Annotated in this window: 22 protein-coding genes; 5 read left to right on the top strand and 17 right to left on the bottom strand. The window is 66.8% G+C overall.

Annotation, left to right across the window (positions count from 1 at the left end):
• Nucleotides 1–9: 9 nt before the first annotated feature.
• The 4 genes from napE to AABQ55_RS27555 all read right to left on the bottom strand — a co-directional run bounded on the left by napE (nucleotide 10) and on the right by AABQ55_RS27555 (nucleotide 5,028).
• The gene (napE, locus tag AABQ55_RS27570) at nucleotides 10–177 is read right to left on the bottom strand and encodes a periplasmic nitrate reductase, NapE protein (protein ID WP_398432221.1); all 168 of its coding nucleotides are present in this window, start codon (nucleotides 175–177) and stop codon (nucleotides 10–12) included.
• 394 nt (nucleotides 178–571) lie between these two features.
• Nucleotides 572–1,651 (bottom strand): siderophore-interacting protein, encoded by a 1,080-nt coding sequence (locus AABQ55_RS27565; RefSeq protein WP_272808319.1) that lies wholly within the window; start codon nucleotides 1,649–1,651, stop codon nucleotides 572–574.
• 9 nt (nucleotides 1,652–1,660) lie between these two features.
• Nucleotides 1,661–2,761, bottom strand: coding sequence for an ABC transporter substrate-binding protein (locus AABQ55_RS27560; protein ID WP_272808320.1), 1,101 nt, complete (start codon nucleotides 2,759–2,761; stop codon nucleotides 1,661–1,663).
• Between the two features lie 41 nt (nucleotides 2,762–2,802).
• Entirely contained in the window at nucleotides 2,803–5,028 is a 2,226-nt protein-coding gene (locus AABQ55_RS27555) for a TonB-dependent siderophore receptor (RefSeq protein ID WP_272808321.1), read from the bottom strand.
• A 222-nt stretch (nucleotides 5,029–5,250) separates the two neighbouring features.
• Here AABQ55_RS27555 and AABQ55_RS27550 point away from each other — a divergent pair, with 222 nt between their 5' ends.
• The gene (locus AABQ55_RS27550; protein WP_244770237.1) at nucleotides 5,251–6,261 is read left to right on the top strand and encodes a helix-turn-helix transcriptional regulator; all 1,011 of its coding nucleotides are present in this window, start codon (nucleotides 5,251–5,253) and stop codon (nucleotides 6,259–6,261) included.
• 10 nt (nucleotides 6,262–6,271) lie between these two features.
• On the opposite strand, the gene AABQ55_RS27545 is transcribed toward AABQ55_RS27550, so the two are convergent.
• Genes AABQ55_RS27545 through AABQ55_RS27520 form a run of 6 tightly spaced genes read right to left on the bottom strand, consistent with a single transcriptional unit; the run spans nucleotide 6,272 to nucleotide 12,040 of the window.
• The gene (locus AABQ55_RS27545; RefSeq protein ID WP_272808322.1) at nucleotides 6,272–7,261 is read right to left on the bottom strand and encodes a phosphotransferase enzyme family protein; all 990 of its coding nucleotides are present in this window, start codon (nucleotides 7,259–7,261) and stop codon (nucleotides 6,272–6,274) included.
• A 4-nt stretch (nucleotides 7,262–7,265) separates the two neighbouring features.
• Nucleotides 7,266–8,549 carry an aspartate aminotransferase family protein gene (locus AABQ55_RS27540; RefSeq protein ID WP_272808323.1) on the bottom strand — a complete coding sequence of 428 codons (1,284 nt, stop codon included), beginning with the start codon at nucleotides 8,547–8,549 and terminating at the stop codon, nucleotides 7,266–7,268.
• A complete protein-coding gene (locus tag AABQ55_RS27535; RefSeq protein ID WP_272808324.1) occupies nucleotides 8,546–9,910 on the bottom strand; it encodes an aspartate aminotransferase family protein in 1,365 nt (454 codons plus the stop codon). Before AABQ55_RS27535 ends, AABQ55_RS27540 begins: the two co-directional genes overlap by 4 nt.
• 11 nt (nucleotides 9,911–9,921) lie before the next feature.
• Complete coding sequence (locus AABQ55_RS27530) at nucleotides 9,922–10,575, bottom strand: HAD family hydrolase (protein ID WP_272808325.1); 654 nt, start codon at nucleotides 10,573–10,575, stop codon at nucleotides 9,922–9,924.
• Entirely contained in the window at nucleotides 10,572–11,828 is a 1,257-nt protein-coding gene (locus AABQ55_RS27525; protein WP_272808326.1) for a Tm-1-like ATP-binding domain-containing protein, read from the bottom strand. Before AABQ55_RS27525 ends, AABQ55_RS27530 begins: the two co-directional genes overlap by 4 nt.
• Complete coding sequence (locus AABQ55_RS27520) at nucleotides 11,825–12,040, bottom strand: hypothetical protein (protein WP_272808327.1); 216 nt, start codon at nucleotides 12,038–12,040, stop codon at nucleotides 11,825–11,827. The genes AABQ55_RS27525 and AABQ55_RS27520 overlap by 4 nt, the downstream gene beginning before the upstream one ends.
• A gap of 366 nt (nucleotides 12,041–12,406) precedes the next feature.
• On the opposite strand from AABQ55_RS27520, the gene AABQ55_RS27515 reads away from it, so the two are divergent.
• Nucleotides 12,407–13,900: a pyridoxal phosphate-dependent decarboxylase family protein gene (locus AABQ55_RS27515; RefSeq protein WP_272808328.1), complete on the top strand. Its 1,494-nt coding sequence runs from the start codon at nucleotides 12,407–12,409 to the stop codon at nucleotides 13,898–13,900.
• A 60-nt stretch (nucleotides 13,901–13,960) separates the two neighbouring features.
• Here the strand turns inward: AABQ55_RS27515 and AABQ55_RS27510 are convergent, their stop codons facing one another.
• The gene (locus AABQ55_RS27510) at nucleotides 13,961–15,439 is read right to left on the bottom strand and encodes an aldehyde dehydrogenase (protein ID WP_272808329.1); all 1,479 of its coding nucleotides are present in this window, start codon (nucleotides 15,437–15,439) and stop codon (nucleotides 13,961–13,963) included.
• A gap of 46 nt (nucleotides 15,440–15,485) precedes the next feature.
• Complete coding sequence (locus tag AABQ55_RS27505; RefSeq protein WP_272808330.1) at nucleotides 15,486–16,937, bottom strand: APC family permease; 1,452 nt, start codon at nucleotides 16,935–16,937, stop codon at nucleotides 15,486–15,488.
• A gap of 270 nt (nucleotides 16,938–17,207) precedes the next feature.
• On the opposite strand from AABQ55_RS27505, the gene AABQ55_RS27500 reads away from it, so the two are divergent.
• Nucleotides 17,208–17,957 (top strand): IclR family transcriptional regulator, encoded by a 750-nt coding sequence (locus tag AABQ55_RS27500; RefSeq protein WP_064334037.1) that lies wholly within the window; start codon nucleotides 17,208–17,210, stop codon nucleotides 17,955–17,957.
• Between the two features lie 15 nt (nucleotides 17,958–17,972).
• Here AABQ55_RS27500 and AABQ55_RS27495 read toward each other — a convergent pair whose 3' ends face one another.
• A complete protein-coding gene (locus AABQ55_RS27495) occupies nucleotides 17,973–18,437 on the bottom strand; it encodes an Lrp/AsnC family transcriptional regulator (protein ID WP_064333838.1) in 465 nt (154 codons plus the stop codon).
• A 125-nt stretch (nucleotides 18,438–18,562) separates the two neighbouring features.
• Between AABQ55_RS27495 and alr the strand changes: the two genes are divergently transcribed.
• Entirely contained in the window at nucleotides 18,563–19,693 is a 1,131-nt protein-coding gene (gene alr / locus AABQ55_RS27490) for an alanine racemase (RefSeq protein ID WP_272808331.1), read from the top strand.
• Between the two features lie 27 nt (nucleotides 19,694–19,720).
• Complete coding sequence (locus tag AABQ55_RS27485) at nucleotides 19,721–20,971, top strand: D-amino acid dehydrogenase (RefSeq protein ID WP_272808332.1); 1,251 nt, start codon at nucleotides 19,721–19,723, stop codon at nucleotides 20,969–20,971.
• A 46-nt stretch (nucleotides 20,972–21,017) separates the two neighbouring features.
• Here the strand turns inward: AABQ55_RS27485 and AABQ55_RS27480 are convergent, their stop codons facing one another.
• Genes AABQ55_RS27480 through AABQ55_RS27465 form a run of 4 tightly spaced genes read right to left on the bottom strand, consistent with a single transcriptional unit; the run spans nucleotide 21,018 to nucleotide 24,791 of the window.
• Nucleotides 21,018–22,067 carry an extracellular solute-binding protein gene (locus tag AABQ55_RS27480; protein ID WP_272808333.1) on the bottom strand — a complete coding sequence of 350 codons (1,050 nt, stop codon included), beginning with the start codon at nucleotides 22,065–22,067 and terminating at the stop codon, nucleotides 21,018–21,020.
• A 17-nt stretch (nucleotides 22,068–22,084) separates the two neighbouring features.
• Nucleotides 22,085–22,858 carry an ABC transporter permease gene (locus AABQ55_RS27475; RefSeq protein ID WP_272808334.1) on the bottom strand — a complete coding sequence of 258 codons (774 nt, stop codon included), beginning with the start codon at nucleotides 22,856–22,858 and terminating at the stop codon, nucleotides 22,085–22,087.
• Nucleotides 22,855–23,727: an ABC transporter permease gene (locus tag AABQ55_RS27470; RefSeq protein ID WP_272808335.1), complete on the bottom strand. Its 873-nt coding sequence runs from the start codon at nucleotides 23,725–23,727 to the stop codon at nucleotides 22,855–22,857. Before AABQ55_RS27470 ends, AABQ55_RS27475 begins: the two co-directional genes overlap by 4 nt.
• A complete protein-coding gene (locus tag AABQ55_RS27465; protein ID WP_272808336.1) occupies nucleotides 23,724–24,791 on the bottom strand; it encodes an ABC transporter ATP-binding protein in 1,068 nt (355 codons plus the stop codon). Before AABQ55_RS27465 ends, AABQ55_RS27470 begins: the two co-directional genes overlap by 4 nt.
• Between the last annotated feature and the right edge of the window lie 49 nt (nucleotides 24,792–24,840).

The raw sequence follows: 24,840 nt of genomic DNA, 5'->3' as shown, positions 1-24,840 counted from the left end.
GCCTTCCCCTCAATGGCCCGGCGGACCGGGCGGCCCATAGAGGATCTGGAACATCCAGACGAGGAAGCCGTAGCCGCCGACGACACCGACGGCGACGATGGGCCAGATGCCGAAAGCAAGGACGAAGAACGTGATAAGCTCGCGCCGCCGGCGTGATCCGGGCGTTTGTGGCGTCAGTTGTTCCGGGGCGACGTCAGACAAGGTATGCGTCCTCCGATACCAATCATCGTCGTGATACTAGCATCGCCCCAATGAAAATAAAGTGAAATAAACTTTCCACTTTCACTCATGAATATACTTGTGAAACATCAATTATCGATATATTTTTATAAATATAACGAATTGAAGAATTTCGTATAAAATGAACAAAAAATACAGGATTAATTCATATTACGCCGGAGAAATATTAGAAGACCATCATTCCAAAGACATGGCTATTCATGGAAGCCCGGCTTTCGCACCGCAATCGACGACGCAAAAGCCGGATATTGCCGGCACGCATCCGGAGCTACTCCGGAACCTTGTTTTACCTGGATTGTCCGGCACCGAAGCGATGCCGCTGCGGCCGGTTCTAGTCCTCTTCCGCGCGCCCGCGACGCCAGTAGGAAACGACGAGGTGCTCGGTGTTGGAAAGGCGCCTTTCCTGCCGCGCGAAGCTGCGGATCGCCCGGAAGGCTTCGAACTCGCAGCCCGCCCAGACATAGACGGCCTCGCCATCCATCGGGAATGCCACGGACCGCACGGCATCGATCAGCAGGCTCGTGCTGCCCGCCGGCCGGCCATCGCGGAACAGCCATTCGACGATGACCGCCGGCGGCGGCGCGAGGACCTGAACCTCGCCGGCATCCTCGACCTCGATGAAGACCCGGCCACGCGCCCCTGCCGGCAGGTTTTCCAGCATGCGGGCGATGGCCGGCAGCGCCGTCTCGTCGCCGGCGAAGAGATACCAGTCGGCCGCAACGAGGCCGCCGCCGCCGGGACCGACCACGCCGACCCGGTCGCCGACCGCCGCGGCCGCCGCAAAGCCGGAGCCGGGACCTGCATCCGCATGGAGCACGAAATCGATATCGAGCGTGCCGGCGGCCAGATCGACGGAGCGCACGGTATATTTGCGCATCAGCGGACGCAGCTCGGGTTTCTCCCAGGCAATCACCCCGTTCGCGCCGACATGCGGCCATTGCGGTTCGCCCGCCTCCGGCCGCTGTACCATGAGATTGAGGTGCAGCGCGTCGAGCCCGGCGAACCGCGCAACGTTTTCGCCGGACAGCGTCAGGCGGCGCATGTGCGGCGTCAGCGTCCGGCAGGCGACGACTTTGAGTATCTGGAAGTTCGGCGGGCGGACGATCTCCCCGCCATCGCCCGTCCAGGTGATGGCCGGCGGATCGTCGCCGGCAAATTCCAGGATATGCGAGGCGACGGCCATGCGGGCGAGATAGAGCCCTTCGAGATCCGGCGCGGCGACATCGACCAGCGTCGCCTCGCCCTCGCGCGAGAACTGCGCGCGGATGCTCCCGAGCCGAAGCAGCGGGCCGGTCGGCCCCTCGCTCACTTCTGCATTGTGCTCCTGCATGTGGTCGCAGAATTCCGCGATGACGGGAGCGGGGTTGCGCAGGGCGATCCGCGCCCGGGCGGTGTACTGTCTTGCGTGCATGTCAATTTCCTATTGCGCGTCGATCCAGAAGGTGCCCTCCAGCGGCACCGCCAGGAAACGGTCGTTGATCTCGGCGAGCGTCTTGGCGGGATCGACATCCGCGAAGAGATCGGGGTGCATCCACTTCGCGAAACACTCGAAGACGAGGATGTTGAGAACCGAGATCGACAGCTGGTGCGACACCGCATGCGCCCGGCCCTGCTGCACCGCCGTCAGCCCGTCGCGCAGGCCCTTGCCAAGAATGCCCGCGAAGGATTTTCGCGCGCTTTCGGCATCGACATCGCCGCCGAGCACGAGGCCGCCCTGGGCGGCAAGATGCGGGCCGCCGGTCGCGATATAGACCGTGGGATCCGCGCCGAGCACGAATTCCGGGCTGAGCTGGCCGTCATAGCCCGGCACATCCGCGCCTATGCTCTCGCCGCCCGCAAGCCGCAGATAGTCCGTCATGCGGTTGCCCTTTCCGGGCGTCGAGCAGCACGTAGCCCCCGCATGGGCATCGACCAGCACGGAAACCGGTTTCGCCCTCGCCGTGCGCTCCGTGATGCGCCGGTAGCGTTCGCGCAGGAAATCGCCGAACGCCCTGCCCTTCGCCTCCTGGCCAATGGCGGCGGCAAGCAGCGTGACGGAGAAGGCGGTCGTTTCCGCCGGTCCCTTGCCGTCATTGACAGGCCCGTCGAGGAAGAGGACGGGCACGCCCGCTGCCTCCAGCATCGCGGCCGCCTCCGTCCAGCCGCTCTCCCAGATGGAGACGACGAAAAGGTCCGGCTTGACCGAAAGGATCGCCTCGACAGAGGTCTTCCCCGGCAGCACGGCGCCGACGGTGGGGATGGCGTCGATGGCCGGGAAGCGCCGGCGATAGGCCTCGTACATGCCGCGATCGATGCGCTGCGGCGCGGCCCAGCCGGCGATGCGCGCGACGGGATCGGGATCGACAAGGGCGAGCGAGAGGAGCAGCAGGCTTTCGTTCGTGACGATGCGGCGCGCCGGCTCCGCAAGGCGCACGCTGCGCCCGGCGGCATCCGACAGCAGGATCTCGGCCCGCGCCGGCAAGGCGAATGCCGGAAACGCCAGCAGCAACAGGAGCGACAGCCGACAGAGGGCCGCCGGCAAGCCGGCGCCCCCTCCGCTCGTCCGGGTTCGATGCGAAGCGCTCACCACGAATATTTCAGGCTCGCGGTGATGGCGCGGCCCGCGCCGTAGTTGCAGCTTCCGCCGGTGCTGTTGAGGCAATGGGAGACATACTCCTTGTCGAACAGGTTGGTGACGTTGACCCGAAGCTTCGTGCCGGAAAAGTCCTTGTCGATGGCGCCGAAATCGTATTCCGCGCCGATATCGACAAGCGCCCGGCCGGGAATGCGCAGCTCCGCCTTGTAGGTGCTGTCCGTCTGGTAGGAGGACATGGCCCGCACGCCCCCGGTGAGCGTCAGCCCGTCGGCGAAGGCCGGCCGATAGCTGAGCCAGACGCTGCCCTGATGCTCGGGCAGGCGCAGCACCTCACGGCCGAGCTCGACGGGATTGTTGGACTTCAGCACTTCCGAATGGGAATAGGCATAGGCGGCGAGAAGGTCGAGCTCCGGCGTCAGCTCGTACTTGCCCTCGATCTCCAGACCCCGCACCCACTGCCGGCCCGATTGCACGTCGAACAGGATATCGGCCGGATCCGGCGTCAGGGCATTGTCGAGCGTCAGGTCGAAGAGCGAGGCGGTGATCATGCCGCGGCCGCCCGGGGGCTCGTATTTCAGGCCGATCTCATACTGCTCGGCCGTCTGCGCCCGGAAGGGATTGCCGTCCCGGTCCGTGCCGAGCGTCGGCAGGAACGAAGTGGCGTAGCTGGCATAGGGCGCAAGACCGTTGTCGAAGAGATAGGTGAGGCCCGCGCGCCAGGTCAGCTCCCGGTCCCGTGTCGTCACGGTCGGCGTGCCGGCAAGGCGGTTCGTGCTGTCGATCTCGGACAGGTCGTAGCGCAGGCCGAAGGTGCCCACCCAGTTGTCGTAGCGGATCTGGTCCTGCATGTAGAAACCGATCTGCTGCTGCTCCTGCAGGCCAGAGCGCTGGATGGCCGGCACGGGGATGTCCACCTCGCCGTAGCGCGGGTCGAAGAGGTCGAGCGGCGGCACGCCGGCGATGGCATTGCCAAAATTGGTGGAGGACGTCGCCTTCAGGTAATCGAGGCCGAAGAGCATCGTGTGGTCGAGCGCGCCCGTGTCGAAGCGGGCTTCGAGCTGCGTGTCGACATTGAAGGCCGAGACCCAGTCGTCGGAAATCGCCGAGGCGCGGTTGAGCGTGTGCCCGTCCGGCTGCCAGGCAAAGGCCGGGTTGACGAGGACGAGGAACATGTTCTGGTCGGAGCGGCTGTAGCGCAGGTTCTGCCGCACCGTGAAGGTCTCGTTGAACTCATGCTCGAATTCATAGCCGAGGGCATAGAAATCCCGGTCGAAGACATCCGCATTGGGATCGCCGAGATAGATATCGCGCGGCACGCGTGCGGTCGGATTGTCGATCAGCGTGCCGACGGCGGGGTAGAAGCGCGGGCTGAAGGTCGGGCGGTCCTTCTGGTAGTAGCCATAGAGCGTGAGCGTGGTCTGGTCGGTGGGCGACCAGGTGAGGCTCGGCGCCATCATCAGCTGCTTCTCCCGTTCCCGGTCGACCTGGCTGCCCATGTTCTTGCCGAGCGCGACGAGGCGGTAGAGCCAGTCGCCGTCCTCGGTCAGGGGGCCGGTCATGTCGAGCGTCGCCTGCACGCCGCCATGCGAGGAGGTCTGGAGGCCCACCTCGTTGTGCGCCGTCGCCTGCGGGCGCTTGCTCACCTGGTTGATGAGGCCGCCCGGCACGGTGCTGCCGTAGAGCACGGAGGCCGGCCCCTTGATGACGTCGATGCGTTCCAGCGCGAAGGCATTGACGCTCGGCGTCGCATAGTTGCTCGGGTCGCCCGGCAGAATGAGCCCGTCGAGCCACATCGTGCCATAGGCGTTGAAGCCGCGGATATAGAGCCAGTCGTAGCGGATGTCGTAGCCGTTCGGATCCGGATGCACGCCCGGCGTATAGCGCAGCGCCTCGGCGACCGTGTTCACACCCTGCGCATCCATCTGGTCGCGCGTGACGACGCTGACCGCCTGCGGTGTTTCGAGCAGGGACGTGTCCGTCTTGGAAGCACTGAGGCTGCGCTTTGCGACGAGGCCCTGGTCCGGCCCCTTCGGGTTGTCCTCGCCGCCCTCGACGGTGATCGTCTGGAGCGCCGTCGCGCCGGCCTCCTGCGCCTGTGCCGGGCCGGCAAGCCCCGCCAGCGCCACGGTCGCGGCCAGCCACAGGCGCCTGCGCCAGATCGCGCGCCCCGCCCTCTCCGTTGCTCCCATCACCGTCTCTTCTGCCAATCTCATGATCGCGGTCCCACCGTCCGATAGCCTTTTCCTAAACTTGACCTTGTAAATCAAGTTAAGCTATCTCTAGGGCAACACTTGCACGACGGACAATGTCGGCACCTTTGCGCACCGCGCAGATGCCTTTGCGCACCGGCAAATCTCCGCGCGGTGCCGGAATTCGATCACCAATCACGGGTCATCCTGCGCAATGCCGGTGACCGGAACAGTGAAGGACAGGGGATGGCGGCCGCACCTGGCAACGCCGGAAACGAGGGCAAGGGGGGCCGCGTGCGCGTGCGCGATTTCCTGCGCCATGAGGGCATCGCCTTCGACAGCCCCGACGACCGGCTTTCGCCCGACGACACGCTGATGAAGGGTAAGTTCCTGCACAGGGAGCTGCGCCGCGGCCTCGTCCTGCATGTCAGCGACGCGATCGAGGAGAGGGCCTTCACGGCCACCTCGCTCCTGCCGGAGGAGCTTTCCTGCATCTTCTTCCTGGAGGGCAGCGTCGATCTTTCGATCGGCGACCGCCGCTTTGCCTTCCAGGCGGACCGCAGCGCGGTGCGCGGCGTGGCGATCATGAATGCCTGCCCGGAAAATTTCGAACGCGCCTCGCGCGGCGGCCAGCACCTGCGCCATCTCGTGGTCTCCGCAACGCCGGAATGGCTGCACCGCGACGCGCTGGAAGCCGTGGCGGATACGACGGGCGGCGCGCGGCTGCTGCGCGATCACCTCAGCGAGCACCGCTGGACGCTGACGCCGCGCATGATGGAGCTGGTGCGGCAGATCTTCAGCCCCTCGCCGCTCATTCCCGAACTGCGCGACCTCTATCTCGAAGGCCGCGCCGTCGAGCTCGTGGCGGAGACGATGGCGGCGGTGCTGCAGGCCGACCGGCGCGGGGCGGGCGGCACGCTGCTGAGCCGGCAGGACGCGATCTGCCTCGGCCGCGCCCGGGACTTCATCGCAGCCCGCGCCACCGAGGCGCTGAGCGTGGAAACGATCGCGCGCGAGGCCGGCATCAGCGCGAGCGGCCTGCAACGCCTGTTCCGCGTCGCGGAAAACCGCAGCGTCTTCGACTATGTGCGCAATATCCGGCTGGAGCGCGCCTTTGCCGCCCTCGACCGGGAAAACGTAACCGTACAGGAGGCGAGCGCGATCGCCGGCTATACCAGCGCCGCCAATTTCGCCACCGCCTTCCGCCGCCGCTTCGGCATTGTGCCGACGGCCGTGCGCAAAGCCGATCCGCGCTGACGGGCTGCCGTCAAAGGCCGAGATCCCGCGCAAGCGTCTCCATGTCGCCAAGATAGCGCTGCAGGCGCGCGGAATTGTCCGGAAGCTCCGGCCGCGCCGCCGCCCAGCCGATATAGGTGAGCGCGCGCAGCAGCAGGAACAGCGGCAAGTGCCGGAACTCCGCTTCCGCCTGCGGCCGGACGGCGGCATATCCCTCCAGCAGGGCCGCACGCAATCGCGGATAGTCGGGTTCGTGCCGGTTGCGCAGCAGCGCGGTGGCCAGATCGAACAGCCGGAAGCCGAAGCCGCAATCGTCGAAATCGATGAAGGCGACGGCGCCTCCCGCCACGAGGACATTTTCGCGGACCAGGTCGGCATGGATCAGGCCGTAGTCCAGCCCCGGCGCCAGCGCCGAAAACCGCGGCAGGAGGCGGGCGCGCAGGCGCGCCAGGGCATCCCGCTGCACCGGCGTGATGACCGGGCAATCCCAGAACCGGCCCCAGAAGGGCGCTTCGCCCAGCAACCCCTCGACATCCCAGGCTGGACGCTCGAACCCGGCCAGCCGCACGAAGGCATCGGCCGCATCGTGCAGGCGGGCCATCTCCCGGCCGATGGCGCCAAAGAGCGCCGGCAAATCCCGGCCGCCGCGGGGAAGCGGAGCGCCCGTATCGCCGAGCGGCTCGCCCTCCATCCAGTCGATCAGGTCGGCATAGTGTGGTTCGCCCGGCGCCAAAGACGGCAAGACGGCAAGCAGGCTGCCGTCCGGCGCGGCGATCGGCAGCGGCACGGCGATGCCCTTTTCGCGCAACGCCGCCATGAAGACGAGTTCCGAGGCGAGCGCCGCCGGCGAATGATAGGCCGGGCGGTGCAGCCGCAAGGCCGCCGGCCGGCCGTCGCGCAGGCGAACCTTGAAGACCGCGTTCTCGCGATATTTCAAGAGTTCGGGCACCTGGTCCGGCAGGTCCCAATGGGCAAGGGCGCCCGCCGCCCGGGCCGTCAGGGTTGCGATCATGTCGTCCATCGCGTCACAGCCCGCTCAGCACGTCGTCGAGCACCGCCAGCATCAGGTCGGCATTCTCCCGGGAAAAGGGCATGGGCGGGCGGATCTTTGTGGCGTTCTGGTGGATGCCGAGCTTGCCCATCAGGACGCCGCGCTCGCGCATGCCGTTGATCACCCGCGTGGCGATGTCCGAGGCCGGCGTCTTTTCCTGCCGGTCGAGCACCAGCTCGGCGCCGAAGAACAGGCCGCTGCCACGCACATTGCCGATCAGCCCATGCTTGTCCGCCAGCTTCCGCAGCCCCTCGCGGGCATGGGCGCCGACATGAAGCGCGTTCTCCTGCAGCTTCTCCTCCTCAAGCACGTCGAGAACGGCCATGGCCGCCGCGCAGGAGACCGGATTGCCGCCGAAGGTGTTGAAGTAGCGGAACGCCTTGCGGAAGGCATTCAGCGTTTCGGATGCCGCCACGACACCGCCGACCGGATGGCCGTTGCCCATCGGCTTGCCAAGGGTGACGATATCGGGAAGGATGCCGGCCTTCTGATGGCCCCAGAAATGCGTGCCGGTGCGGCCGAAACCGGGCTGAACCTCGTCGCAGATTACAAGGCCGCCGGCCTTCCTGACAGCAGCGACGGCGGGCGCGAGGAAATCCGCCGGCAGGTCCGGAAACCCCTCATTGGCGAAGAAGGGGTCGATGATCAGCGCGGAGAAGCCGAAGGGGCTTTCCTGCAGCGCGGCGATCGCCGCCTCCACCGTGGCGGCCCAGGCCTCGGCGAAGGCCTCTCCGCCCTCTCCGCCAAGCGGACGATAGGCATCCGGCGCCGGCACATGACGCACATGCCCGCCGTAGCCGCCGACCGGCGGCATGCGCGTCGAGAGCTGCGAGACCGCCGTCGTGTTGCCGTGATAGGTGAAGTCGGTGGCGATGACGCCCGTCCGGCCGGTCACCGCCTGTGCCATGCGCAGGGCCACGTCGTTGGCCTCGCTGCCGGTGCAGGTGAGGATCGCCGTGTCGAGGCTCCTGTCGAAGGTCGCCGTCAGCCGCTCGACATAGTCGAGAATGCCCTCGTGCAGGTAGCGTGTATGGGTGTTGAGCATCGACGCCTGCCGGCAGATCGCCTCGACCACCCGCGGATGGCAATGGCCGACATGCGGCACATTGTTGTAGCAGTCGAGATACCGTCGCCCGTCCGCATCCCACAGCCAGACGCCCTCGCCCCTCACCAGATGCACCGGGTCATCGTAGAAGAGCGACATGTTGCGGCCGAGCAGCCGCTCGCGGCGGGCGCGCAGGGCCTGCACATCGGTCATGGCGACACCCCTCGTGCTGCCGACAGCCCCGCATCCAGCGCCGAGACGATCTTCTGCACATCGGCCGCCGTGATGACGAGCGGCGGCGAGATGATGACATTGGCGCCCGACGTGCGGACCATCACGCCCTCGTCATAGGCGGCATCATAGACCTTCTGCACCACGTCCTTGGCGGCCGCGCTCTTCGTCCGGCGGTCGGAGACGAGCTCCAGCGCGGCCATCAGCCCCTTCCCGCGCACGTCGCCGACCAGGTCGTGCTTCGCCTTCAGGCCTTCCAGCCCGGCGATCAGCTCGGCGCCGCGTGCGGCGGCATTGACGGCTGTGTCGATCCGGGCGGTTTCCTTCAGCGTCGCCAGCGCCGCCGCCGCGCCGACCGGATGGCCGGAATAGGTATAGCCGTGGCCGATGGCGCCGAAGGAATCCCTGTTGGCTTCGAAGGCATCAGCAACCTTGTCCGCGATCATCACCGCGCCGAAGGGGAAGTAGCCGTTGGTGATCGCCTTGGCGGTGGTCATCATGTCGGGCTTGACGCCAAAGCCGCGCGAACCGGTCCAGGCCCCGGTGCGGCCGAAGGCGGTGATGACCTCGTCGGCGATGAGGAGGATGCCGTGCCTGTCGCAGATCGCACGCATCAGCGGCATGAAGGTCTCGTGCGGCACGATGACGCCGCCGGCGCCAAGCACCGGCTCCATGATGAAGGCGGCGATGGTGTCGGCGCCCTGGAAGGCGATCTCGTCCTCGAACTGGCGGGCGATCGCCTGGGCGATCTCCACCGGATCGGCCGTGTTGAAGGGGTTGCGATAGGGATAGGGCGCGGCAAGGTGGAAGACGCCGGGCAGCAGCGGCTCGTAGTTGCGGCGGAAATTGGCATTGCCATTGACCGAGGCGCCGCCGAAATGCGTGCCGTGATAGCCCTTCTTCAGCGCCACGAACTTGGTGCGCTCCGGCTGGCCGTTGATCTTGTGGAACTGGCGGGCGAGCCGCAGCGCCGTCTCGACGGAATCCGAGCCGCCCGAGGTGAAGAAGGCCCGGGTGAGCCCGTCCTCCCTGAAGAACGCCGCCAGTTCATAGGACAGTTCGATCAGCGGCGAATTGGTGGTGCCGCGGAAGGTGGAATAATAGGGCAGCTCGTCGAGCTGGTCGCGGATCGCCTTCTTCACCGGCTCGCAGGAATAACCGAGATTGACGTTCCACAGGCCGCCGACGGCATCCAGCACCGTCTTGCCATGGATATCCACCACCGAAACGCCCTCGCCCGCATTGATGATGCGTGGGGGCTTGGCCTGCATTTCCGCCGGATGCGCCATGGGATGCCAGAGATGACGGGCATTGTTCTCGATCAGGAAGTTGGAATCGCGCATGGGATATCCTTTCAAAGTCCAAGCATGTTCAGCGCCTGCGCATAACTTTCGGCAGGCCGCGTCACGTCGAAATGCACATGGGGAAGGCCGAAGGCCGCCGCGCCCTCGATGTTCTTCTTCTGGTCGTCGACGAAGACGCAGTCGGCACGGCTGAGAGCGAGTTCCGCCAGCACCTGTTGATAGGCGCGCGGATCGGGCTTCAGGATCTTCGTGTATGTCGCATCGACGATGACGTCGAAAAGGTCGATCAGCGGGAAGCGCCTGCGGAAGCTCTCGCCGTAGAAGAGGTCGAGCTCGTTGGAGAGGATGGCGAGCTTCAGCCCGGCCGTCCTGGCTTTCAGGATCGCATCGCGCGCCTCGGGGCGCAAAACGAGTTCGGGATCGGCCCCGCGCGCCCGCTGCACGAAGGTCTTCATGTCCGTCCAGTCCTCGCCGAGCAGCGCGCCGACCTCCCGCGTGCGCGTCATCCAGTAGTCGCGCTCGGTGATTTCTCGCGCTTGCATCGACTGCCAGAGCGGATCGCTGGCCGGGTCGAAGGGACCACGCCAGGTTAGCGTGCCTGCCGGCAGGCCGAGCGCCCGCTCGGTGATGTCATGCGTTTCGAACAGCGTGCGGGTGACGACGCCGCCGAAATCGAGGATCAATGCCCGCCTGGCGTCTGTCATGCCGCCTGTCCCTTCTCGACGATGCCTTCGGCCACCCAGCGGTCGAAGATTTCCAGCGCTCTTGCGGCAAAGTCCGGGGCGTTGATATGCGCGTCGACCTCCTCGAAGGCGACGGAGGCCGGCACGGCCCGGCGCATCTCGTCGAGGAAGGCCTCCAGCGCGTCCGGTTCGTGCAGCGGCTCGCCCTCCCGGTCCCATTCCTGGATGCCCTTCGTCGGCAGCAGGAAGGCGACGGGGGCGCTCGCCCCCTCCAGCTTGGCGGCGACGACGCGGGCGACCGCGCGACGCTCGTCGGGCGAAACGGTGACGGAGGCGATCAGCCGGTTGTGCGCATGATAGGGCCGGCCGGCGAAGCGGTCCGGCGTCTCCTGCCAGGCGGGCATGTCCACCATGTCGACCGCGCCGGGCGCGACGATCTGCGGAATGCCGGCGCGGCCGGCATTTTCCAAACGGTCCGGCCCGGAGACGGCGACAGAGCCGTTCTGCGCATTGGTCACCTCCTGGATGCAGAAATCGAAGACGGCGGCAAAGCCCCGCTGCGCCGCCACCGCCTCATAGGCGCGCCCGCCCATGCCGGTGGAATGGAACACGGCGACATCATAGCCGCGCCGCTCCAGCTCCGGCTTGAGCAGCTTCATGTAGCTGAGGCAGGAGGAGCCGAGCGAGGTCATGCCGACCAGCGGGCGCTGGCGGCCGGGCCGCTCGCCGGCCTTGGCTGCGCCCACGACCGCGCCCGAAGCCTGCGACAGCACCGCCCGGCAGATCGGGTTGAGGCCGTAGAGCCCGCCGGCCCACAGGATCATCATCAGGTCGGGCGCGATGCGCTCCGGCGGCAGCAGATGGGAATAGGCGATGGTGGAGACGATGAACTTCGGTACGCCGAGCGGCAGCACGGCGGCGACGTCGAGGGCGAGGTCCGTGCCGAGCGAGCCGCCGAGCGCGATCATGCCGTCCACCTCCCCCGCCTCCGAAAGCCGGCGCACCAGCGCCGCGGCGCCCTTTGCCATCAGCGCCATGGCGGTGTTCTCGTCGCCACTGCCGGTGATCGCCTCCATGGTGGTGCCGGCCGCGGCGGCGATGTCGTGCTTGGAATGGTCCGGCACATAGGGCGGGTCGCCGAGCACGCTGACATCGACCAGGACGGGAACGCCTCCGGCCTTGCCGATGACATCGGCCATGAACAGGAGCTCCTCGCTCTTGGTATCGCCGGTGCCGATCACCAGAATATGGGGCGGACGGCCGTTCGCGCTCATCGACCATTCCTCCTCGATACGAGCAGCGGAACAAATCGCCCGACCTGCCCCGAAGGCGCATCCGGCCGGCGCAAGACGTGGCATGCCGTCTCGCTGCCAAGACGGTCTCCCGCCGGAGGATAGCGGGCCGGCACGGCCTGCGTCAGCTCCATCTCGATATCCGGTGTGGACAAAGACCCCCGCAGCATCCGGGCCGTGTCGTCGACGTGCATTTCCGTTCTCCTCCCGCTAAGTCCGGCTCCGCCCGCAGCAGCCTTCGGGAGTCGCGGCCAATATACTTAACATGCGAATTAACTTGGCAGGAAGCGCAGCCGTTTGCAAGTCTATATTTGAAGTGTCGGTTCATATATTGAACCAGAGATGAGTTTCCCCATCGCAACCACGGCGCTCGCAGCCGCATCGACAAATGCCCCTTCGCGGGCTTGACAGGCACCAAAAATTATTAACGCGTTAAATATATTCGTGCGGATACCCTGCGGAAACCGCGCACGGCAAGCTCGGATTGCAGGACCCTTCACGGGCCTTGCAAATCGACGGACGAACACCGAGAACTGCGTAGCGCCAGACAGGAGCAAGAGATGGACAGCGAAGAATTCCGCAAGTGGTCGCGAACGGCCGCCGACTGGGGCGCCGACTACCGCGCGGGCCTGCGCGACCGGCCGGTGCGGGCGCAGACGAAGCCGGGCGACATCGCCCGGCAGATCGCCAGTGCAGCCCCGGAAGACGGCGAGGCGATGGAGGCGATCTTCGCCGATTTCGAGCGCATCATTCCCGATGGCCTCACCCATTGGCAGCATCCGCGCTTCTTCGCCTATTTCCCGGCCAATGCCGCGCCCATTTCGGTGATTGCCGACTATCTCGTCACCTCCGTCGCCGCCCAGTGCATGCTCTGGCAGACCTCGCCGGCCGCCACCGAGCTTGAGACGCGGGTGGTCGACTGGCTGCGCCAGGCGCTCGGCCTGCCGGAAGGCTTTTCCGGCGTCATCCAGGATTCCGCCTCCACCGCGACGCTCGCCGCAGTGCTGGTCATGCGCGAGAAGGCGCTCGGCTGGAAAGGCAACAGCGAGGGGCTGGCGGCGCACGGGGCGGTACGCGTCTATGCGTCGAAGCAGGTGCACACCTCCATCGACCGGGCGATCTGGATTGCCGGCATCGGCGAAGCGAACCTCGTGCGCATCCCGATCAAAGGCCCCCTCAACGGCATGGACCCCAAGGCACTCGATGCCGCGATCCGCGCGGACCGTGCCGCCGGCCATATCCCGGCCGGCGTCATCGCCTGCACCGGCGGCACCTCCATCGGCGCCTGCGACCCGATCCGCGCTGTGGCGGCAGTGGCCAAGGCGCATGGCCTCTACCTGCATGTCGATGCCGCCTGGGCGGGCTCGGCCATGATCTGCCCCGAATTCCGCGAGCTCTGGGATGGCGTCGAGGCGGCCGATTCCATCGTCTTCAACCCGCACAAATGGCTCGGCGCCAATTTCGACTGCTCGGTACAGTTCATCCGCAGCCCGGAAGACCAGGTCCGCACGCTGGCCATCCAGCCGGAATACCTGAAGACGCACGGCCATGACGGCATCATCAACTATTCCGAATGGTCCGTGCCGCTGGGCCGCCGCTTCCGCGCACTGAAGCTGTGGTTCCTGCTGCGCTATCATGGCCTCGAAGGGCTGCGCACGATGATCCGCAATCATGTCGCCTGGTCGAGGGAACTGGCGGAGCGTCTTGCCGGCGAGCCGGATTTCGAGATCGTCAGCGAGCCGGTGCTCTCGCTCTTCTCCTTCCGCCACAAGGGCGGCACGGAGGCCGACCGGCACAATATCGCCCTCGTCAACGCCATCAACGACGACGGCCGCATCTACCTGACACAGACCCGCGTCGACGGCCGCATCGCCATCCGCTTCCAGGCCGGCCAGTTCGAGATGACCCGCGGCGACGCGGACACCGCCTTCACGGTCATCACGGAAATCGCCCGCGCGCTGGAAGGCGCCCAGGACCGATCGACATTCAGTTCGGGCCGTGGCGAAAATGGTGGTTTTCCGCGACCCGGAGCGCAGCGTACTGAACGTACGTGAGCACCGGAAGCGCGGAAAAGCGCCATTTGCAGACCGGCATGGATTGAATGTCGATCGGTCCTAGAGCTGGATCCAGGCCGTCTTCAGGTCGAGATATTTGTCCAGCGCATGCAGGGACTTGTCGTGCCCGTTGCCGGACTGGCGAACGCCGCCGAGCGGCACGGTGTTGTCGGCCCCGCCATAGGTGTTGACATGCACGACGCCGGCGCGAATGCCGCGCACCATGCGATGCGCCCGTGACAGGTCGGCGGTCCACACGGCCGAGGCGAGGCCGTAATCCGTACCGTTGGCGATGCGCAAGGCCTCCTCCTCGCTGTCGAAGGGGATGACGGAGAGGATCGGCCCGAAAACCTCCTCGCGGGCGAGCGTCATGTCCGGCGTGACGTCGAAGACGGTGGGCTGCATGTAGAAGCCGCCGGTCTCGGCAAGGACACGTTTGCCGCCGGTGCGCAGCTTGGCGCCCTCGGAAAGCGCCTGTTCGGCAAAGCCGAGATTCTTGCCGAGCTGCGCCTCACTGGAGACGGCGCCGGCCTCAGTGGTCAACAGCAGCGGATCGCCGACCGTCATCGCGGCGGCGATCTCGGCCACCTTCTGCGAAAATTCCTCCGCGATGGAGCGCTCGACGAGCAGCCGCGAGCCGGCCACGCAGACCTGCCCCGAATTGCGGAAGATGCCATAGGCCGAGACCTTGGCCGCGCGGTCGAGGTCCGGCGCGTCGGCGAAGACGATATTCGGCGACTTGCCGCCGAGCTCCAGATAGACACGCTTCAGGTTGGAACGGGCGGAATATTCGAGCAGGCGCCGGCCGACGGGGCCTGAGCCGGTGAAGACCAGCACGTCGATATCCGGATGCAGGCCCATCGCCTCCCCGGCCACCGCGCCACGGCCGGTCACGACGTTCAGCACGCCCTCCGGCAGCCCGGCCTCGGCGCAAAGTTCGGCAAGGCGCAGCAGCGTCAGCGAGGCGGCCTCCGCCGGCTTCAGCACGACGGAATTGCCGGCCGCGAGCGCCGGGGCGATCTTCCACGCGCCGATCATCAGCGGGAAATTCCACGGCACGATGGCACCGACGACGCCGACCGGCTCGCGGTGGACGAGGCCGAGGATGTCGCCGGCCGTCGGCGCGATCTCGCCATAGACCTTGTCGATCGCCTCGCCATAGTAGCGGAACGTGCCGGCGGCGCTGCCGGGTTCGGCCTTCAGCGCCATGGAAATCTCGGTGCCGTTGTCACGCACGCCGAGCACGGCGAGTTCCAGGGCATGTTTCTCGATCAGCTCGCCGATCCTCAGCAGCACCCGCTTGCGCTCGGCCGGCGCCGCCTTCGCCCAGCGGCCCCTTTCGAAGGCGGCGCGGGCGGCCTTCACCGCTCGGTCGACATCCTCCGCACCGGCATCCGCGATGGTCGTCAGCCTGCGCCCGTCGATGGGCGAGACGACATCCAGCACCGCGCCATCCGCCGGGTCCTGCCGGATGCCGTTTATGAACAGCGCCTGCGGCGCGACGGCGAGGTTGCGGAACGCTTCGATCTTTTCCTGCATGATCTTTCCTTCAAGGACGGGTGGCGCCAGAGCGCCACCCGGATTCTCACACTTCCCGGCGGACGCCGAGCCGGGCAAAGGCACCGGCATCGCCCGCCTTCAGGCGCAAGGCGCACAGGAGGCCGATGATCGCGGCGATCAGCACGAGGCCCGGCAGGAACACCGCAAGCGCCCCCTCCGCACCGGCCAGCGCGCCGAAATTCGTGGCAATGTAGAAGACCAGCGCCAGGAGGATAAGGCCCGTCAGCACCGGCAGCACCGTCGTGACGATGCGGTTGCCTTCGAGGCCCGGATTGCGGCCGAAGAAGGCGACGATGGAGAAGGCGGTCAGCGCCATCAGCAGGATGATCGCCAGCGTGCCGACATTGGTGAGCCAGGAGAACAGCGCCAGCACCGGATCCTGCCCCGTGAAGGCGAAGAGCGCGACGACGGCGACAGCAATGACCGTCTGCACGACCGAGCCGGCATGCGGGCTCTGGAACACCGGATGGGTGACGCCGAGCGCCCTGGGCAGCAGGCCCTCGCGGCCGGCGACGTAGAGATAGCGGGCAACGCCGTTGTGAAAGGCGACGACGCCGGCAAAGAGGCTGGTGATGAAGAGGATGCTCATGATGGTGGTGATGCCACCGCCGACATAGCGGTCCGCCAGGCCGAAGAGGAAGGTGGTCGGGTCGGCGAGGCCCTGGATTTCCGGCACCAGCTTGTCGACGCCCGCGCCGTTGACCATCAGCCAGGAGGTCAGCATGTAGAAGAGGCCGATGATCAGCACGGAGATGTAGGTGGCGCGCGGCACGGTCTTTTCCGGCTCGCGGGCCTCTTCGCTGTAGATGGTCGTCGCCTCGAAGCCGATGAAGGCGGCAAAGCAGAACAGGATGCCGATGGCCGGCGTGCCCGAGAAGAAGGCCGACGGCGTGAAGGGCGCGGCGGAAAGGCCGCTGTCGCCGCCCTTCACGAGGATGGCGGCGTCGATGACCAGCACGACGAGATATTCCAGCACGACGAGCACGGCGAGCACGCGGGCGGAAAAATCCACCCTGCGATAGCCGAAGACCGCGACGAGGGCGATGCCGATATAGGTCCAGACCCACCAGGGCAGGTCGAGGCCGTAGCCGGCGAGGAAGCCGGCCGTGGCGGCGCCGAACAGGCCGAAGACGCCGATCTGCATGGCATTGTAGGCGAGGATGGCGACGAGCGCCGCGGCGCCGCCGGCAAGGCCGCCGAGGCCCTGCGCCGTATAGGCGTAGAAGGCGCCGGCATTGCTGATATGCCGGGCCATGGCGACATAGCCGATAGCAAAGAGCAGCAGCACCGTCGTCACGAAGGCGAAGGTCAGCGGAATGCCCGGGCCGTTGCCCAGCATCATCGACAGCGGCACGCCGCCGGCAACCGCCGTCAACGGCGCGGCCGCCGAGACGACGAGGAATGTGACCGCCCCGACGCCGAGGCTGTTCTTGCGCAACTGGTTCGCGCCGCCGGGCGGCACGCTGTGTTCTGTCATGATCTTGCTCCCATCCTGGCGGCCGCCTTCATGCGTCCGGCAGCCGCTTGTCCGATGCCGTGCCGAGGCGACGGCGGTTCCCACGAAACATTTTCCTTGAGGTTCATTATTTGAACCAGTATTTTAATTATAGATTTGCAAAAGCCAGTTCCGCCGTCAAGTTATTTCTCATGTTAAGTATCTCGATTGGTCGAGCGTGCGGAAACAGGAATGGCAGGCAGCAGGAACTGACCCTTGCGGGATGACAGACACAACGCCGCGGAGCGCAGCATGAGCACCATCGGAAAGGCCCTTTCCCTCCTCGACCTGATTTCCGAACTCGACAAGGATATCGGCCTCAGCGACCTCGCGCGGCTTTCCGCGCTCGACAAGGCGACGGCGCGGCGCTTTCTGGTGGAGCTGGAAAGACACGGCTTCGTGGAACAGGACGAGGAGACGCGCCGCTACCGTCTCGGCGCGGCACCCGTCCGCCTGGCGCGCCTGCGCCAGGCGCGTTTCCCCTTCGTCGCCGTGGCCGCCCCCTTCGTCAAGGCGCTGGCGGAAGAGGCCGGCGAGACGGTGCACCTGTCGGAATTTTCCGGCGGGCGGCTCTCCACCATCCATGTGGAGGATTCCGCGCAGGCGCACCGCGTGATCGTCGATCCCGGGGCCGTGCTGCCCTTCCATGCCACCGCATCGGGGCTCGCCTATCTCGCCTTCCTACCGCCCGGCGAGATCGACCGTGCGCTGGCGCGGCCGCTAGAGCGCTTTTCCGCCCATACGGCGACGGATGCGGACGCCGTGCGCACGCTCCTGCGCGAAACGGTGGAGCGGGGCTATTCGATCAGCCAGCAGGGCTTCGAGATCGGCGTCATCAGCGCCGCAGCGCCGATCCTCACGCCCGGCGGGCGGCCGATGGGCGCGCTGGCGGTGGCGGCGCCGACCGCGCGCGCCGACATGGCCCGCATGCATGAGATCGGCCGCAAGGCCGCCGCCGCCGCCCGCGGCATCGCGGAGAAATACTACGGCGGCCGGACCTGACGCCCGGGGTTCCGCCTACCGCCGCCCCCGCGGCCGCGTCGCCAGCACGTTGCGGATCGCGAAGCTCGAATGGATGCGCGAGACACCCGGCATGGCCGAGAGGATTTCCTTGTGGATGCGCTCGAATTCGCCCGCATTGGCCACCTCGACGCGCAGCAGGTAGTCCGAACCGCCCGTCATCAGGAAGCATTCGCGGATTTCCGGATGCTTGCGCACCGCAGCCTCGAAGCGATCGAGATGATCCTCCGTCTGCCGCTCCAGCGTGATGTTGATGATGACGGCGATGCTCGCCTCGACATTCGACGTGTCCACCAGCGCCGTGTAGCCGCGAATGACGCCCGCCTGCTCCATCAGCTTGATCCGGCGAAGGCAGGCGGACGGGGAGAGGCCGACATCGGCCGCAAGGCTGGCATTGCTCATGCGCGCATCAAGCCGCAGGAGCCGGAGGATGTTGCGGTCGATCGCGTCGAGGGCGGCCATGGCAGATCATTCCAAATCGTCGTCGTTTCGTTCAAAAATCATGCTTTGACGCAACAATCAATCGCTGTTTCCTCGGCAATTTCACGATCGTTTCACTAGGCTTCGCGCAACTGAGGGGGCTTGGGATGGACGGCGGCATACTACGGGACAGGACCGGCGGAACGACCGTGATCGACGGTGCATCGGGTTATCTCCGCATCGATCTCGGGGCGCTCGCCCGCAACTATGAAAAGCTCGCCGCCGAGGTCGCCCCGGCGCGCGCCGCTGCCGTCGTCAAGGCCGATGCCTACGGGCTCGGCGCCGGCCGGGTGGCCGAGAAACTCTACGCCCATGGCTGCCGCCACTTCTTCGTCGCGCAGTTCGTCGAGGCGCTTCGCCTGCGCCCGCTTCTGGCGGCCGACGCCGCGGTCTTCGTGCTGAACGGCCTGCAGCCCGGAAACGAAAACGCCTGTGCCCGCGAAAACATCGTGCCGGTCGCCAATTCGCTGGAACAGTGGCACGCGTGGAGCGGCATGGCGAAGGCCCTCGGCCGCACGCTGCCGGCGGTACTGCAATTCGACACCGGCATGTCGCGCCTCGGCGTGCCGCCGGAAGAGCGCGCGGCGCTTGCCGGCCTCGTCAGCGCCAGCGGAATCGACGTCCTGTTCCTGATGAGCCACCTCGCCTCCGCCGACGATGCGCAGAGCGAACAGAACGAAGACCAGCGCACCGAGATGGAGCGCGTTGCGGCGGAATTTCCCGGCCTCGACGTCTGCTTTGCCAATTCGGGCGGCATCTTTCTCGGCAAGGCCTATCACGGCGTGCTCGCCCGCCCCGGCATCGCGCTCTATGGCGGCGCGCCAACCGCCGGCCGGGCGAACCCGATGGAGCCGGTCGTCAGCCTCGACGTCGCCGTGGTGCAGACCCGTTGCGTGCCCTCCGGCACGCGCGTCGGCTACGGCGCCAGCCATGTCACGGCCGGTCCGGCGCGCCTTGCCACCATCGCCGCGGGCTATGCCGACGGCCTGCCCCGCAGCCTCTCGGGCCGGGGCGCCGCCTATTGCGACGGCGTGCGACTGCCCATCGTCGGGCGCGTTTCGATGGACAGCATCACGATCGACATCTCCGCCCTGCCGGAGGGCCGCCTCACGCTCGGCAGCCGTGTCGAGATCCTCGGCCCCAATCAGAACCTTGAGGACGTGGCGCGCGATGCGGGCACCATTGCCTACGAAATCCTGACCGGCCTCGGCCAACGCTACCGGCGGCAGTACCGCTGAGCCTTCTTCTTCCCCAATGAGGACATCATGAAAGTCATCGTTCTCGGCGCCGGCATCGTCGGCGTCACCTCGGCCTACCAGCTTGCCCGCGCCGGCCACGAGGTCACGGTCGTCGACCGCCAGCCCGGCCCGGCGCTCGAGACGAGCTTTGCCAATGCCGGCGAGGTCTCCTTCGGCTATTGCTCGCCCTGGGCCGCGCCCGGCATTCCGATGAAGGCGATGAAGTGGCTGTTCATGCAGCATGCGCCGCTGATCCTGCGCCCCAAGGTCGACATGGCCATGCTGTCCTGGATGACGCAGATGCTGCGCAACTGCACCTCGGCCCGCTATGCCCTCAACAAGAGCCGCATGCTGCGCCTTGCCGACTACAGCCGCATCTCGCTCGCCGCGCTGCGCGCGGAGACGGGCATTTCCTATGACGAGCGCATGCAGGGCACGCTGCAGCTCTTCCGCACCGAGGCCCAGCTCGACGCCTCGGCCAAGGACGTCAAGGCGCTCGCTGCCGACGGCATTCCCTATGAAGTGCTCGACCCCGAGGGCTGCATCCGCGTCGAACCCGCGCTGAAACATGTGCGCGAAAAGATCGTCGGCGGTCTCTTGACGCCGAAGGATGAGACCGGCGACTGCTTCAAGTTCGCCAATGCGCTGGCGGCGAAGGCCGCGGCACTCGGCGTCACCTTCAACTATGGCAGCATCATCCGGGGGCTCGACGTGGACGGCGGCCGTGTCCGCGGCGTCGTCACCGCCCACGGAGTGCTCGCGGCCGATGCCGTGGTCGTCGCGCTCGGCAGTTTCTCGCCGCTCCTCGTTCGCCCGCACGGCATCCGCCTGCCGGTCTATCCGGTCAAGGGCTATTCGCTGACGATCCCGATCACCGATGCCGCGCGCGCACCGGAATCGACCGTGATGGACGAGACCTTCAAGATCGCCATCACCCGCCTCGGCGACCGCATCCGCGTCGGCGGCATGGCCGAGATCTCCGGCTATACCAACGATCTCGGCGAGCCCCGCCGCCTGACGCTGCAGCACTCCGTCACCGATCTCTTCCCCGGCGGCGACGTGTCGAAGGCGAGCTTCTGGTCCGGTCTTCGCCCGATGACGCCGGACGGCACGCCCGTCATCGGCCCGACCAAGGTCGCCGGCCTCTTCCTCAACACCGGCCACGGCACGCTCGGCTGGACGATGAGCTCCGGCTCGGCCCGCGTCATCGCCGACCTCGTTTCCGGCCGGAAGCCGGAGATCGACGCCACCGACCTCGCCGTCGCGCGTTACGCCTGAAGTCGCACCGGCGCGGCCCGCGAAGGGCCGCGCGGTCTCTGCAGCGTCAACCCTTCAGGCGCGTCCAGATGCGGTCGCGCAGCTCGCGGGCCTTGCCGTTGCAATCCTGCGTGGCCACGAGGCGCGAGGCGAAGTCCTCGGGCATGTTGATGGCATCCATCTTGCGCCACTGGTCGCTCAGGAACTCGTCGGACTTCATGGCATTGGCATAGGCGATGGCGTTGGAGACGGCCGCGGCGTTTTCCGGCGCCATCATCCAGTTGATGAAGATCTTCGCGTTTTCCGGATGGGGCGCATTGGCGGGAACCGCGAAATTGTCACGGAACATCGGCGTCCCCTCCTTCGGATAGAGGAAGCGGATCGTATCGCGCTGGGCGGTGGCCCGCGCCGTGGCGCCGTTCCACAGATGGTGCATCGCCACCTCGCCCGAGGCCATGCGGTCGACGGTGCTGTCGGAGCTGTAGAGCTTCAGCTTCTCCTTCTGCGCCTGCAGCAGCGCCAGGATGCGGGCGGCATCCTCGTTGCTCTCCGTGCACTGCGGAATGCCGAGATAGAGCGAGGCGGCGAGGATCTCGTCGCTTGCGGTGTCGAGCGCGGCGATCTTGCCGGCGAGCTCCGGCCGCGGCTCGAAATACTCCTTCCAGCTCGGCTCCAGTGTGCCGCCCGGCACCTGGGCGCTGTCATAGGCAAGGCCGGTGACGCCCCACAGATAGGGCGCGGAATATTCGTGCCTGGGGTCGAATTCCGGGTTCTTGAAGGCATCCTTCATATGGGCGTAGTTCGACATGGCATGCGTGTCGATCTTCATGAGCAGCCCGTCCTTGACGAGGCCGGGGATGACATAGTCGCTGGGCACGATCACATCGTAGGAGGCACCGCCCGACTGCAGCTTGGCGAGCAGCGTGTCGTTGCTGTCATAGCCGTCGAGGATGACCTTGATGCCCGTCTCCTTCTCGAACTTCGCCAGAAGCTCGACCGGGTAGTAGTCGGTCCAGTTGTAGAAATAGAGCGTCTTTTCCGCATCCTGCGCGCCCGCGGGCGACGCAAGAAGGGCGACGGCGGCAAAGGCCGCGCCGAGGCAGGATTTCAGGGACATTGCGGGGCTCCTCCAGGTTATCGGCGCAGGCGGCCGAGGAAAAACGAAAGCGACACGAGCAGGACCGAGACGACCAGCATGACCGCCGAGATCGCGTTGATCTCCGGCGAGATACCCGCGCGGATGGCGGAGAAGATGTAGACGGGCAGCGTCGTCATGCCGGGGCCGGCGAGAAAGAACGAGGTCAGGAAGTCGTCGAGGCTGGTGACGAAGGCGAGCGTGAAGCCGGCCATGACACCGGGCCAGAGCAGCGGCATCGTCACCCGGCGGAAGGTGCGGACGCGATTGGCGTAAAGGTCGTGCGCCGCCTCCTCGTAGGTGCCGCTGATGCCCTCCAGCCGCGCGCGGATCGGCAGGTAGGCGAAGGGGATGCAGAAGGCGGTGTGAGCCGCTACCATCGCGCCGAGCCCGAGCTTCACGCCGAGCGAGACGAAGAGGATGAGCGTGGCGACCGCCACCACGATCTCCGGCAGGATCAGCGGCATGTTGAGCACCGCCTCCGAGGCGCCGCGGCCGAGAAAGGCGCGGCGGGTCGCAAGCGCCGCCAGCAGCGCGAGGACGGTCGCGGCCGTGGCGGCGCAGACCGCGATGACCAGCGAGTTCCAGGCCGCCGCCTGGATCGAGGGATTGACGAGGATGCGGCCGTACCAGTCCACCGAGGCATGGGTCCAGACCGTCGCCGTGCGATTGGCATTGAACGAATAGACGATCAACACCACGACCGGCACGTAGAGATAGGCCAGCACGAGCAGCGCGGTTTCGCGCGTGAAGGGGAAACGCCGCGGGCTCATGCGGTCCTCCTGTTGCGCCAGAGCGCCATGGCGGTCATCACGACGAGCATGATGGCGAGCAGCACGACCGCGAGCGTCGCCCCGAAGGGCCAGTTGCGCGAGGCGCCGAACTGCATCTGGATGATGTTTCCGAGCATCAGCGTCTTGCCGCCGCCGAGCAGCGCCGGCGTCACGAAGGCGCCGAGGCAGGGAATGAAGACGAGCAGCGCGCCCGCCACGATACCGGGCGTGGCGATCGGCAGCACGACCCGGCGCAGCGCCCGCCGGCGCGTCGCGCCGAGATCGTGCGCGGCCTCCAGCAGGCGCCAGTCGAACTTCTCGAACACCGTGTAGAGCGGCAGGATGGTGAAGGGCAGGAAGGAATAGGTGAGCCCGATCGCCACCGCCGCGTCGTTGTAGAGCAGCTGCACCGGCCAAGGCGAGAGCATGTTGACGAATTGCGAGACCCAGCCGTCCTCGCGCAGGATGATCAGCCAGGCGTAGTTGCGCACCAGAAGGTTCGTCCAGAACGGAATGGTGATCAGCAGCAGCATGACGTCGCGCCCGGTGCGCGAAAGGCTCGCCATCCACAGTGCCACCGGCAGGCCGAGCGCAAGGCTGAGCACGGTGGTGACGGCGGCGAGCGCCACCGACCGCAGGAAGATCACCAGATAGCCGGTGTTGAGGATCATCGTTCCGTCGAAATCCTCCTCCCAGACGAGGCGCACATAGTTCGCCGCCGAGGGAGCGGACGACCAGTCGACCCCGGCACTGCCGCCCTTGTCGAGCAGCGAGACCCAGGCCATGAGGCACAGCGGCACGCCGACCAAAAGCAGGATGACAAGAAGGGCCGGCGACAGGAGGCAGAGACGGCGAAAGGCGACGCTCATTGCGCGAGCACCCGCAGCGCCTCGCCGGGCAGCGAAAGGCCGACGCGGCGTCCCGCTTCCGGCGCGGCCTCGGCGGGATCGGACTGGCGCAGCAGGAAGGTGCCGCCGCCGGGCAGCTCGAGCTTGTGCAGCATGGCGGTGCCGAGATAGGCGGAATGGACGAGCGTCGCCTCCAGCGCCCCCGTGCCGGCCGGCACCAGCCGCGCCCGCTCGGGGCGGATGGCGACCGTCACCCGGCCGGACGCAGCATGAGCGGCCGGCAGCACGGTGCCGCTATCGAGGCGAACGCCGCCGCCCGGCAGCGCCTCGCCATCGAGCAGGTTGATGTCGCCGATGAAGTCGGCGACGAAACGGTGGGTCGGCGCCTCGTAGATCTCGCGCGGCGGCCCCATCTGGAGGATTCTGCCGGACTGCATGACGGCGACGCGATCGGAGAGCGTAAGCGCCTCCTCCTGGTCGTGCGTGACGAAGAGGAAGGTGATGCCCGCCTCCTCCTGCAGCATCTTCAACTCGATCTGCATTTCCTTGCGCAGCTTCAGGTCGAGCGCCGAAAGCGGCTCGTCCAAGAGGAGCACACGCGGCCGCGGCGCCAGTGCGCGGGCAAGCGCCACGCGCTGCTGCTGGCCGCCGGACAGCTCGGCCGGGCGACGCCTGGCGAAGGCGCCCATGCGCATCATCTCCAGCGCCTCGCCGACGCGCCTGCGGATCGCATCGCGTGCCATGCCCTGCTCCTCGAGCGCGAAGGCGACGTTCTGCTCCACCGTCAGGTGCGGGAACAGCGCATAGCTCTGGAACACGGTGTTGACGGGACGGTGAAACGGCGGCTTTGCCGTGACGTCCTCGCCCTCGATGGCGATGGCGCCGCTATCGGCCGTCTCGAAACCGGCGATCAGCCGCAGCAGCGTGGTCTTGCCGCAGCCGGACGGCCCGAGCAGCGTGAAGAACTCGCGCCGTCCTATGTCGAGCGAGACATCATCGAGCACGCGAAAGGCATAGATTCCCTTGCCGAAGCTCTTGGAAACCGTCCGGATCGAAACCGCCGGGGATGGGGGCACCTGGGTCATGCTTTCCTCTTGGCCATTTGACCAAGCGTCCTACAAGCTATCACATCTG

Source organism: Shinella sp. WSD5-1 (assembly GCF_963942435.1).
In the GTDB taxonomy this organism is placed as follows: Bacteria; Pseudomonadota; Alphaproteobacteria; order Rhizobiales; family Rhizobiaceae; genus Shinella; species Shinella yambaruensis.
The sequence above is the reverse complement of the archived record's forward strand: the minus strand, read 5'-3'. Positions and strand labels throughout refer to the sequence as shown.